Below are 12871 nucleotides of genomic sequence, written 5' to 3'. Positions count from 1 at the left end.
AGATCCACAGGATCCACCCCTCACCCGAGCACCACCTGTCGCACACCTGAAGGCCTCATGCCGCCCACGCTCGCCTCCCTCGTCCATCACTCCGCGCTCAAGCTGACCGTGCGCGCCGGGGAGGAACGGCTGGACACCGCCGTGCGCTGGGCCCACGTCAGTGAGCTCGCCGACCCCGTGCCGTACATGGAGGGTGGCGAGCTGCTCCTGTTCACCGCGCTCAAGCTGGACGCGGAGGACCCGGAGGCGATGCGCCGCTATGTGAAGCGGCTCGCGGGTGCCGGAGTCGTCGGGCTCGGCTTCGCCGTCGGTGTCAACTACGACGCCGTCCCGCAGGCCCTCGTCGACGCGGCGCGCGAGGAGGAGTTCCCGCTCCTCGAAGTGCCGCGCCGCACCCCCTTCATCGCCATCAGCAAGGCCGTCTCCGCCGCCATCGCCGCCGACCAGTACCGCGCCGTCACCGCCGGTTTCGCCGCCCAGCGCGAGCTGACCAAGCAGGCGCTGAGCGGCGGGCCCGAGGGGCTGCTCGGCGCGCTCGCCGGCCAGGTCGACGGCTGGGCCGCGCTGTACGACGCCTCGGGCGCCGTGGTCGCGGCCGCGCCGGAGTGGGCCGGACGCAGGGCGGCCCGTCTGGTCGGCGACGTCGAGCGGCTGCGTGAGCGGCCCGCCCCGGCCAGCGCCGTCGTCGGCGGCAGCGAGCAGCCGGGCGGCGGCGACGAGGACCGCGTAGAACTGCACTCCCTCGGCACCGGACGCAGGCCCCGCGCCGCCCTCGCCGTGGGCACCGCAGCGGCCCTCGGCACCGCCGAGCGTTACGCGCTGCACTCCGCCATCGCCCTGCTCACCCTCACCACCGAGCGCTCCCGCTCGCTGCACGCGGCCGAGCAGCGCATCGGCGCGGCGGTCCTGCGGATGCTGCTCGCGGGGGAGCCCGAGCACGCCAGGACCGTCGCCGGTGACCTGTACGGAGGGCTGCTCGACGCGCCCTTCCGGATGATCGTCGCCGAGGTCGCGTCCGCGTCGGCGGGCCGCGCGCACGCCGACGGGCACGCGCGCGTGGCCCTCGACAAGCCGGAGCGGCCCGCTCCGGGCACCGGGGCGGCGGCCGTCGCCGCCTCCGGGGACCCGCTCACGGGGCTCGCCGACGTCGTGGAGGCCGCCGCGGCCCGCTCCGGGGAGGCCGTCCTCGTGGTGCCCGACGGAGACCGGCTCGTGCTGCTCGCCGCCGACGGCGGCGCGGCGACGGGCGCCTGCACCCAGTACGCCGAGGCCCTGGAGACAGCCCGCCTGACGCAGCGCGAGCAGGGCGGCGCGGGCGAGGACGACGAACTCGTGGTGGGCCTGTCCGCACCGGCCGGGCCGATCGCCGCCGCGACCGCCTACAAGCAGGCCGAACAGGCCCTCTCCGTCGCCCGGCGGCGAGGTCGCGCCCTCGTCGAACACGAGGAGGTCGCGGCCGGCTCCGTCGTGCCGCTGCTCGCCGACGACGCCGTACGCGCCTTCGCGGACGGCCTCCTGCGGGCCCTGAAGGACCACGACGCGACCGGCCGCGGCGACCTCGTGGCGTCGCTGCGCGCCTGGCTCTCGCGGCACGGCCAGTGGGACGCGGCCGCCGCCGACCTCGGTGTGCACCGCCACACCCTGCGTTACCGGATGCGGCGCGTCGAGGAGATCCTCGGCCGCTCGCTGGACGATCCGGACGTGCGCATGGAGCTGTGGCTGGCCCTCAAGGCGACGGGCGCGGGCGGCGAATAGGCCCGCCGGGCCCGCCCTTCAGGAGCGAACCCGCGCCCGCCTCTGCCAAAGCGGCGCGCCGCACTCGCGGACTCCGACACGTCGGACAAACACGGCTCCGCCCCCGCCCGCCTACCGTTGGTCCGGAAAGACCCCAGTACACACCCACTGCGGAAGGGCCGGGACCGACTATGACCGCCACTCACGCCTTCTGGCTCGCGGGCCGCGAGGCCACCGGTGACGCCACCTTCGACGTCACCAACTCCTACGACGGTCGGCTGGTCGGCAAGGTCAGCGTGCCCACGGACGCGCAGGTCGAGGAGGCCGTCGCCGCCGCGTACGCCGTCCGCGACGAGTTCGCCGCCACCCCCGCCCACGTACGGGCCAAGGCCCTCAACCACGTGGCCGACCGGCTGACCGAGCGCACCGAGGAGATCGCCCAGCTGATCTCCGCCGAGAACGGCAAGCCCATCAAGTGGGCGCGCGGCGAGGTCGGCCGTGCCGTCTCCGTCTTCCGCTTCTCCGCCGAGGAGGCCCGCCGCTTCAACGGCGGCGAGGCCCAGCGCCTGGACACGGACGCGGGCGGCACCGGCCGGCTCGCCCTGACCCGCCGCATTCCGCACGGCGTGGTCCTCGGCATCGCGCCGTTCAACTTCCCGCTGAACCTCAGCGCCCACAAGGTCGCACCGGCCATCGCCGTCGGCGCCCCGATCATCCTGAAGCCGGCCCCGGCCACGCCGATCTCCTCGCTGATCCTCGGCGAGCTGCTCGCCGAGACCGACCTCCCGGCCGGCTCCTGGTCCGTCCTCACGGTCCCGAACGACCGCATGCCCGCCCTGGTCCAGGACGAGCGCCTGCCGGTCATCTCCTTCACCGGCTCGGGCCCCGTCGGCTACGCGATCATGGACAGCGTGCCGCGCAAGCACTGCACGCTGGAGCTCGGCGGCAACGGCGCGGCCGTCGTCCTCGGTGACTGGGCCTCCGACGAGGACCTGGACTGGGCGGCGACCCGGATCGCCACCTTCTCCAACTACCAGGGCGGCCAGTCCTGCATCTCCGTGCAGCGCGTCATCGCCGACGCCTCCCTGTACGAGCGGCTCCTGCCGAAGATCGTCGCGGCCGTCGAGGCACAGGTCACCGGTGACCCCGCGGACGACGCCACCGACGTCGGCCCGCTGGTCAGCGAGGACGCCGCCAAGCGCGTGGAGTCCTGGGTCGACGAGGCCGTCGCCGCGGGCGCCTCGCTGCTCGCGGGCGGCAAGCGCGAGGGCGCCACGTACGCCCCGACCGTCCTCGCCGACGTGCCGGCCGACGTGACGATCTCCTGCGAGGAGGTCTTCGGGCCGGTCCTCACGGTCAAGAAGGTCGACGGCGAGGCCGAGGCCTTCGCCGCGGTCAACGACTCCAAGTACGGCCTCCAGGCGGGCGTGTTCACGCACGACCTGCAGACCGCCTTCCGCGCCCACCGCGCCCTCGAGGTCGGCGGCGTGGTCATCGGCGACGTCCCGTCCTACCGCGCGGACCAGATGCCGTACGGCGGCGCCAAGCAGTCCGGCGTGGGCCGCGAGGGCGTGCGCTACGCGATGGACGACTACACGTACGAGCGCGTCCTCGTCCTGACGGGCCTCGCCCTCTAGGGCCGGCAAGACCCCGGCGTACGCCTGACCCGTACGCCGGCCATGGACGGCCGGAGCCCACTGTGCGGGGGCTCCGGCCGTCCGCGTTCCCGGGCCCGCCATTTGACGGCAGGCCCAACGGACCCTTGTCCCCCGAATGCCGGTACGGGTTGACCCGATCGGTGCGCGAGGGGTGGTCGGGTTGCCGGTTTTCGGGTACATACGACCGAGTAGCACCCGTCGGTAGCCGATGCCGAACGGCCCCTATCTCGCGTCGAGGTGAGCCCCCATGGCGGCCCCAACTTCCCAGCAGCCATCCGTATCGGAACGTGAGGCCCGGCAGGTCGCCGAGGCCGCGCGCGAACAGGGCTGGCGCAAGCCGAGCTTCGCCAAGGAGCTCTTCCTCGGGCGCTTCAGGCTGGACCTGATCCACCCGCATCCCCAGCCGGCGGGCGAGGACGTCCGGCGCGGCGAGGAGTTCCTCGCCAAGTTGCGCGACTTCTGCGAGACACGCATCGACCCGGCCCGCATCGAGCGCGAGGCGCAGATCCCCGACGAGGTGATCAACGGGCTCAAGGAGCTCGGCGCCCTCGGCATGAAGATCGACACCAAGTACGGCGGCCTGGGTCTCACGCAGGTCTACTACAACAAGGCCCTCGCCCTGGTCGGCACCGTGAACCCCGCGATCGGCGCCCTCCTGTCGGCCCACCAGTCCATCGGTGTGCCGCAGCCGCTGAAGATCTTCGGGACGCAGGAGCAGAAGGACGCCTTCCTGCCGCGCTGCGCCAGCACCGACATCACCGCGTTCCTGCTGACCGAACCCGACGTCGGCTCGGACCCGGCGCGCCTCGCCACGACCGCGGTGCCCGACGGGGACTCGTACATCCTCGACGGCGTGAAGCTGTGGACGACGAACGGCGTCGTCGCCGATCTGCTCGTCGTCATGGCGCGGGTGCCGAAGGCGGAGGGGCGCAAGGGCGGCATCACGGCCTTCGTCGTGGAGGCCGACTCCGAAGGGATCACGGTCGAGAACCGCAACGCCTTCATGGGCCTGCGCGGCCTGGAGAACGGCGTGACCCGTTTCCACCAGGTCAGGGTCCCGGCCGCGAACCGCATCGGCCCCGAGGGCGCCGGCCTCAAGATCGCCCTCACCACCCTCAACACGGGCCGGCTCTCGCTGCCCGCGATGTGCGTCGGCGCGGGCAAGTGGTGCCTGAAGATCGCCCGCGAGTGGTCGGGCGCCCGCGAGCAGTGGGGCAAGCCGGTCGCGTTCCACGAGGCGGTCGGCCAGAAGATCTCGTTCATCGCGGCGACGACCTTCGCGCTCGAAGCCGTCGTCGACCTGTCCTCGCAGATGGCCGACGAGGACCGCAACGACATCCGCATCGAGGCCGCCCTCGCCAAGCTCTTCGGCTCCGAGATGGGCTGTCTGATGGCGGACGAGCTGGTCCAGATCCGCGGCGGCCGCGGCTTCGAGACCGCCGAGTCCCTCGCCGCGCGCGGCGAACGCGCCGTCCCCGCCGAACAGCTCCTGCGCGATCTGCGCATCAACCGCATCTTCGAGGGCTCGACGGAAATCATGCACCTCCTCATCGCCCGCGAGGCCGTGGACGCGCACCTGTCCGTCGCCGGTGACCTGATCGACCCCGACAAGTCCCTGTCCGACAAGGCGAAGGCGGGCGCGAAGGCCGGCGGCTTCTACGCGCGCTGGCTGCCGAAGCTCGTCGCCGGACCCGGCCAACTCCCCAACTCCTACAGCGAGTTCCACCCCGCGGGCCACGCCGACCTCTCCGGTCATCTGCGCTACGCGGAGCGCTCGGCGCGCAAGCTGGCCCGCTCCACCTTCTATGCCATGTCCCGCTGGCAGGGAAAGATGGAGACCAAGCAGGGCTTCCTCGGCCGGATCGTCGACATCGGCGCCGAACTCTTCGCGATGAGCGCGGCCTGCGTACGGGCCGAGCACCTGCGCGGCACCGGCGAACACGGCCGCGAGGCCTACCAGCTCGCCGACGTGTTCTGCAGCCAGTCCCGCGTCCGCGTCGACGAACTCTTCGGGCGCCTGTGGCACAACACCGACGAACTGGACCGCAAGGTCACCAAGGGCGTCCTCAGCGGTTCCTACACCTGGCTGGAGGAGGGCGTCATCGACCCCAGCGGCGACGGCGCGTGGATCGCGGACGCGACCCCCGGCCCCTCGAAGAGGAAGAACGTCCGCCGCCCCATCCGCTGAACCGCGCCCCGGGGCCCGTGGGTATCTTGCTCACCGCAAGTCCCACAGGCCCCGGGGAGATGGCAGCCATGCGTGACGAGCGCAAGTACCGCAACGACCTGGAACGACGGTTTCGCGAAACGCGCTGAAGATGCGCACCCGCGGCTTCTGGCTGCTCGTCCTCGCCGCGCTGCTGTGGCTGTACGTCCTGGCCCGGCTCCTGCTGCCGCCGGGCTTCCTCCTCGCGTCCGGCGACGAACACGGCGCCGGCTGCGACGACCCGCTCCTCTTCGAGGAGATCCGCAGGAGCTACGACGACGGCATCTCCAACACCTGCGTCCTGGAGCCCTGGCCGGTGATCTTCGCCGTCCTCGCGCTCTCGCTCCCCATCGGGATGGCCGGCGCGATCCTCTACGTGCGCGGCGTCCTCAGCGCCAACCTCAGTCACTACGTTCGGTCCATGACCGGGCAGTGAACGGGCCTGCCTCCTTGCCTCAAAGGGCGACGAGGCGGACATTGGGTACAGGGGGGAGGCTCCTGTGTCGGGTACCGGATTCGACCGCATCACTTCCAGGATCATGCGCGCAGGCGAAGGCAGGATCCTGCACAAGCTCCAGCGCGTCGCCGACCAGGTCAACTCGGTCGAGGAAGACTTCCGCGCGCTCACCGACGCCGAGCTCCAGGCCCTCACCGCCGAGTTCCGGCAGCGCCTCACCGACGGTGAGAGCCTGGACGACCTCATGCCCGAGGCCTTCGCCGCGATCCGCGAGGCCGCGCGCCGCACGCTCGGCATGCGCCACTTCGACGTACAGCTGATGGGCGGCGCCGCGCTCCACCTCGGCAACATCGCCGAGATGCAGACCGGCGAGGGCAAGACCCTGGCCGCGACCCTGCCCGTCTACCTCAACGCGCTGGCCGGGAACGGCGTCCATCTCGTCACCGTCAACGACTACCTCGCCGAGCGCGACGCCGCCTGGATGGGCCGGGCCTACCGGTTCATGGGCCTCACCGTCGGCGTCGTCACGAACGACATGGACCCGGCCGACCGGCGCGCCGCTTACGCCTGCGACATCACGTACGGCACCAACACCGAGTTCGGCTTCGACTACCTGCGCGACAACATGGCGTGGTCGAAGGACGAACTGGTGCAGCGCGGACACCACTTCGCGATCGTCGACGAGGCGGACTCGATCCTCATCGACGAGGCCCGCACACCGCTGATCATCTCCGGCCCGGCCGACCAGCCCACCCACTGGTACGGCGTCTTCGCGGGACTGGTCCGGAACATGAAGGGCGTCCCGGTCCAGGAAGAGCATTTCACCACCCAGGCCGACAAGGACCGGCTCGCCGAGCTGCGGGCCACGTACGACTACGAGTACGACCTGAAGAAGAAGACCGTGGGGATCCTGGACCGTGGGGTCTCCTACCTGGAGGACCAGCTCGGCATCGAGAACTTCTACGAGGCGGCCCACACCCCGCTCGTCGGGCACCTGAACAACGCGCTCAAGGCCAAGGAGCACTTCAGGAACGACAAGGACTACGTCGTCATCGACGGCGAGGTCCTCATCGTCGACGAGCACACCGGCCGCATCCTCATGGGCCGCCGCTACAACGAGGGCCTGCACCAGGCCATCGAGGCCAAGGAAGGGGTGGACATCAAGGACGAGAACCAGACGCTCGCCACGATCACCCTGCAGAACTTCTTCCGCCTCTACGCCAAGCTCGGCGGCATGACCGGCACCGCCATGACCGAGGCCGCCGAGTTCCACCAGATCTACAAGCTGCACGTCGTGCCCATCCCCACCAACCGGCCGATGGTCCGCCGCGACGACCCCGACCTGATCTACCGCACCGAGAGCGCCAAGTTCGACGCGATCGTCGAGGACATCGCCGAGAGGCACGCCACCGGCCAGCCCGTCCTCGTGGGCACCACCTCCGTGGAGAAGTCCGAGCTCCTGTCCGAACAGCTCCGCAGGCACGGCATCCGGCACGAGGTCCTCAACGCCAAGAACCACCGCCGCGAGGCCCAGATCGTCGCCCAGGCGGGCCGCAAGGGCGCCGTCACCGTCGCCACGAACATGGCCGGCCGCGGCACCGACATCATGCTCGGCGGCAACCCTGAGGCGATGACCGCCGCCGCACTGGAAGCACACGGCCCCGCCGAGGACGACGACCCCGAGCGGCGCCGCGCCGTCGAGGAGCGCGTCAGCGCGTCCGCCGCCGCCGAGCACGACGAGGTGAAGGAACTCGGCGGGCTCTACGTCCTCGGCACCGAACGGCACGAGTCCCGGCGCATCGACAACCAGCTGCGTGGCCGCTCGGGACGCCAGGGCGACCCCGGGGCATCCCGCTTCTACCTGTCCCTGGAGGACGACCTGATGCGCCTGTTCCGCGCCCAGGCCGTCGACCGGGTCATGGCCATGGCGAACGTCCCCGATTCCGTGCCCATCGAGAACAAGATGGTCACCCGCGCCATCGCCTCCGCCCAGTCCCAGGTCGAGCAGCAGCACTTCGAGACCCGCAAGGACATCCTCAAGTTCGACGAGGTACTCAACCGGCAGCGCACCCTCATCTACCGCGAACGCCGCCGCGTCCTGGAGGGCGAGGACCTGCGCGCCCAGATCCTCCGCTTCATGGACGACACCGTCGAGGCGTACATCACCCATGAAACCGCCGAGGGCTACGCGGAGGAGTGGGACCTCGACGTGCTCTGGGCCGCCTTCCACGAGCTCTACCCGTGCGGCGTCACCGCCGACGAGCTCGACGAGGCGGCCGGCGGGCGCGCCGAGCTGACCGCCGGCCTCCTCGTCGACGCCGTCACCGAGGACATCCACGCCCGCTACGAGGAGCGCGAGAGCGACCTCGGCGCCGACGCCCTGCGCGACCTGGAACGCTTCGTCGTCCTCGCCGTCCTCGACCGCAAATGGCGCGAACACCTCTACGAGATGGACTACCTCCGCGACGGCATCGGCCTGCGCTACACCCTGGGCCGCGAGCCGATCTTCGAGTATGAACGCGAGGGGTTCGACCTGTTCACGGCCATGATGGACGCCATCAAGGAGGAGTCGGTCGGCTACGTCTTCAACCTCGACACCACTGCCGACGCGCCGCCCTCCGACGCCCTCGACGCGGCCCGGCGCCCCGACCGTCTCCACTTCAGCGCCCCCACCCTGGACACCGCCGGGGGCAGACAGGAAGGCGACTTCAACACCGCCCCCGACGAGGACGCACCGCGCGACGCGGAGCCGCCCGGCCCCTCCCCGCGGCCGTCCGCCTGAGCGAAGGGCCGCCGCCTGCGCAGGTGATGACGAACCGCCGGGGGACGCGCTGTCCGAGGCACCCGGAGGCCACGCCACAATGGGGGGTATGAGCGACAGCGCATCCCCCCTCGCGGACCCGCACCTCGTCTACGACCCCGCCGGCACGGACGGCCCGCGGGACGTCGTCATCCTCGGCTCCACGGGCTCGATCGGCACCCAGGCCATCGATCTGGTGCTGCGCAACCCCGACCGCTTCACGGTCACGGCGCTGTCCGCCGCGGGCGGCCGGGTCGGCCTGCTCGCCGAACAGGCCAGGCAGCTGCGCGTACGGACCGTCGCGGTCGCCCGCGAGGACGTCGTGCCCGCCCTGCGCGAGGCACTGAGCGCGCAGTACGCCGACGGCGAGCCGCTCCCCGAGATCCTTGCCGGACCCGACGCGGCCACCCAGCTCGCCGCCTCCCCCTGCCACACGGTGCTCAACGGCATCACCGGATCCATCGGCCTCGCCCCGACGCTCGCTGCTCTGGAGGCCGGGCGCACCCTCGCCCTCGCCAACAAGGAGTCGCTCATCGTCGGCGGCCCCCTCGTCAAGGCGCTCGCGAAGCCGGGCCAGATCATCCCTGTCGACTCCGAGCACGCGGCGCTCTTCCAGGCCCTCGCGGCCGGCAAGCGCGCGGACGTCCGCAAGCTCGTCGTCACCGCGTCCGGCGGCCCCTTCCGGGGACGGACGAAGGCGGACCTCGCACACGTCACACCCGAGGACGCGCTAGCGCACCCGACCTGGGCGATGGGCCCGGTCATCACCGTCAACTCCGCGACCCTCGTCAACAAGGGCCTGGAGGTGATCGAGGCGCACCTCCTCTACGACATCCCGTTCGAGCGGATCGAGGTCGTCGTGCACCCGCAGTCCTACGTGCACTCCATGGTCGAGTTCACGGACGGCTCCACCCTCGCCCAGGCCACGCCGCCCGACATGCGCGGACCCATCGCCATCGGCCTCGGCTGGCCCGAGCGGATCCCCGACGCGGCGCCCGCGTTCGACTGGACGAAGTCGTCGAGCTGGGAGTTCTTCCCCCTCGACACCGAGGCCTTCCCCTCGGTCGGGCTCGCCCGGCACGTGGGCAAGCTCGCGGGGACGGCTCCGGCAGTGTTCAATGCCGCAAACGAGGAGTGCGTGGACGCGTTCCTGAACGGCGCGCTGCCGTTCAACGGCATCATGGACACCGTCACGAAGGTCGTCGAGGAACACGGCGCGCCTTCGGCAGCGGCGGCGGGAACTTCCCTGACCGTCGCGGACGTCCTCGAAGCGGAGACCTGGGCACGCGCCCGGGCCCGTGAACTGACGGCACAGGCGACATCGACCGCGGAGGCTCGTGCATGACGACCCTGATGATGATCCTCGGCATAGTCGTCTTCGCGATCGGGCTGCTCGTCTCGATCGCCTGGCACGAGCTGGGGCATCTCTCGACCGCGAAGCTCTTCAAGATCCGCGTGCCGCAGTACATGGTCGGCTTCGGCCCGACCGTCTGGTCCCGCAAGAAGGGCGATACGGAGTACGGCGTCAAGGCGATCCCGCTGGGCGGCTACATCCGCATGATCGGCATGTTCCCGCCCGGCCCGGACGGGAAGATCGAGGCCCGCTCCACCTCCCCGTTCCGCAGCATGGTCGAGGACGCCCGGGCTGCGGCCTTCGAGGAGCTCCAGCCCGGCGACGAGACGCGCCTCTTCTACACGCGCAAGCCGTGGAAGAGGGTCATCGTGATGTTCGCGGGCCCCTTCATGAACCTGATCCTCGCGGTCGGCCTGTTCTTCACCGTCCTGATGGGCTTCGGCATCACGCAGCAGACCACCACGGTCAGCTCGGTCCAGCAGTGCGTGGTCAAGCAGAGTGAGAACCGCGACACGTGCAAGAAGTCCGACCCCGCCTCCCCGGCGGCCGCGGCCGGACTGCGGGCCAAGGACAAGATCGTCTCGTTCAACGGCGTGAAGACCGACAAGTGGAACACCCTCTCCGACGAGATCCGCGCCAACCCCGGCAGGACGGTCGACATCGTCGTCCAGCGCGACGGCCAGGAGAAGGTCCTGCATGCCAAGATCGCCACCAACCAGGTGGCGAAGAAGGACGGCAGCGGTCAGATCGTCCAGGGCGAGTACATCAACGCCGGATTCCTCGGCTTCAGCGCCTCGACCGGTGTCGTGCGCCAGGACTTCGGCGACTCCGTGACCTGGATGGGAGACCGGGTCGGCGACGCCGTGAACTCGCTCGCCGCCCTGCCCGGCAAGATCCCGGCCCTGTGGGACGCCGCCTTCGGGGACGGCCCGCGTGAGCCGGACTCGCCGATGGGTGTGGTCGGCGCGGCCCGCGTCGGCGGGGAGATCTTCAACCTGGACATCCCGGCGACCCAGCAGCTCGGTATGGCCCTGATGCTCGTCGCGGGGTTCAACCTGTCGCTGTTCCTCTTCAACATGCTGCCGCTGCTGCCCCTGGACGGCGGGCACATCGCCGGTGCCCTGTGGGAGTCGCTGCGACGGAATGTGGCGAAGGTCTTCAAGCGGCCCGACCCCGGCCCGTTCGATGTGGCGAAGCTGATGCCGGTCGCCTACGTCGTGGCCGGAATCTTCGTCTGCTTCACCGTCCTCGTACTGATCGCGGACGTCGTCAACCCGGTCAAAATCTCGTAGTTACCCATAGTTCATGGCGGCCAGGCATGCTCTGTGCCCGGCCGCCTACCTTTGGGTGGACTTCCGGACGTGATGTGCTCGGCGCCGGGCCGGTGCCGTAATCTCGAAGCCTGGAGCCCGCTCACCACGGGACCCCGATCCGTGTCTTCTTCTCGGGTCTCGATTCCACACCTTGGGGTTGCACAGCAGATGACTGCGATTTCTCTCGGCATGCCGTCCGTTCCGACCAAGCTCGCCGAGCGCCGCAGGAGCCGGCAGATCCAGGTCGGCACCGTGGCGGTCGGCGGAGACGCACCGGTGTCGGTGCAGTCCATGACGACGACCCGTACGTCCGACATCGGCGCCACGCTGCAGCAGATCGCCGAGCTCACCGCGTCCGGCTGCCAGATCGTGCGTGTGGCGTGTCCCACGCAGGACGACGCCGACGCGCTCGCGACCATCGCGAGGAAGTCGCAGATCCCCGTCATCGCGGACATCCACTTCCAGCCGAAGTACGTCTTCGCCGCCATCGAGGCGGGCTGCGCGGCGGTCCGGGTGAACCCGGGCAACATCAAGCAGTTCGACGACAAGGTCAAGGAGATCGCGCAGGCGGCCAAGGACCACGGCACCCCGATCCGCATCGGCGTGAACGCGGGCTCGCTCGACGCCCGGCTCCTGAAGAAGTACGGCAAGGCCACCCCCGAGGCGCTCGTCGAGTCCGCCCTGTGGGAGGCGTCCCTCTTCGAGGAGCACGGCTTCCGCGACATCAAGATCTCGGTCAAGCACAACGACCCGGTCGTGATGGTGAACGCCTACCGCCAGCTCGCCGCCCAGTGCGACTACCCGCTGCACCTCGGCGTCACCGAGGCGGGCCCGGCCTTCCAGGGCACCATCAAGTCCGCCGTCGCGTTCGGCGCGCTGCTCTCCGAGGGCATCGGCGACACCATCCGCGTCTCCCTCTCGGCCCCGCCGGTCGAGGAGATCAAGGTGGGCAACCAGATCCTGGAGTCGCTCAACCTCAAGCCGCGCCGCCTGGAGATCGTCTCCTGCCCGTCCTGCGGCCGCGCCCAGGTCGACGTCTACAAGCTCGCCGAAGAGGTCACCGCGGGCCTCGACGGCATGGAGGTCCCGCTGCGCGTCGCCGTCATGGGCTGCGTGGTGAACGGACCGGGCGAGGCCCGCGAGGCCGACCTCGGCGTCGCCTCCGGCAACGGCAAGGGCCAGATCTTCGTCAAGGGCGAGGTCATCAAGACCGTCCCCGAGTCGAAGATCGTCGAGACCCTCATCGAAGAGGCGCTGAAGATCGCCGAGCAGATGGAGAAGGACGGCGTCATGAGCGGCGAGCCGACGGTTGCCGTCGCGGGCTGATCCGCCTTGTGACGCAAGAGACC

General features: G+C 70.6%; 7 protein-coding genes and 1 pseudogene. All 8 read left to right on the top strand.

All coding sequences use genetic code 11. The annotated features are described in order from the left end of the window. Positions 1-57: 57 nt before the first annotated feature. Entirely contained in the window at positions 58-1755 is a 1698-nt protein-coding gene (locus OG698_RS16040) for a PucR family transcriptional regulator (protein WP_406103643.1), read from the top strand. Between the two features lie 170 nt (positions 1756-1925). Beyond that, positions 1926-3371 (top strand): aldehyde dehydrogenase family protein, encoded by a 1446-nt coding sequence (locus OG698_RS16035; RefSeq protein WP_100595112.1) that lies wholly within the window; start codon positions 1926-1928, stop codon positions 3369-3371. A 268-nt stretch (positions 3372-3639) separates the two neighbouring features. Further along, positions 3640-5580: an acyl-CoA dehydrogenase family protein gene (locus tag OG698_RS16030; protein ID WP_406103642.1), complete on the top strand. Its 1941-nt coding sequence runs from the start codon at positions 3640-3642 to the stop codon at positions 5578-5580. A 130-nt stretch (positions 5581-5710) separates the two neighbouring features. Beyond that, positions 5711-6034, top strand: a complete 324-nt coding sequence (locus OG698_RS16025; RefSeq protein ID WP_406103641.1) for a hypothetical protein — start codon at positions 5711-5713, stop codon at positions 6032-6034. Positions 6035-6137: 103 nt separating this feature from the next. Continuing rightward, a pseudogene (gene secA / locus OG698_RS16020) lies at positions 6138-8648 on the top strand (preprotein translocase subunit SecA); the annotation flags it as partial. A 277-nt stretch (positions 8649-8925) separates the two neighbouring features. Continuing rightward, positions 8926-10200, top strand: coding sequence for a 1-deoxy-D-xylulose-5-phosphate reductoisomerase (dxr, locus tag OG698_RS16015; protein ID WP_406103640.1), 1275 nt, complete (start codon positions 8926-8928; stop codon positions 10198-10200). 8 nt (positions 10201-10208) lie between these two features. Then, complete coding sequence (locus OG698_RS16010; RefSeq protein ID WP_399972409.1) at positions 10209-11501, top strand: M50 family metallopeptidase; 1293 nt, start codon at positions 10209-10211, stop codon at positions 11499-11501. Between the two features lie 189 nt (positions 11502-11690). Beyond that, positions 11691-12848 carry a flavodoxin-dependent (E)-4-hydroxy-3-methylbut-2-enyl-diphosphate synthase gene (gene ispG / locus OG698_RS16005; protein ID WP_329569802.1) on the top strand — a complete coding sequence of 386 codons (1158 nt, stop codon included), beginning with the start codon at positions 11691-11693 and terminating at the stop codon, positions 12846-12848. Positions 12849-12871 lie beyond the last annotated feature (23 nt).

The sequence above is a fragment of the Streptomyces sp. NBC_01003 genome (assembly GCF_045162695.1).
Classification (GTDB): domain Bacteria; phylum Actinomycetota; class Actinomycetes; order Streptomycetales; family Streptomycetaceae; genus Streptomyces.
This window is presented reverse-complemented; position numbering and strand designations above follow the sequence as displayed.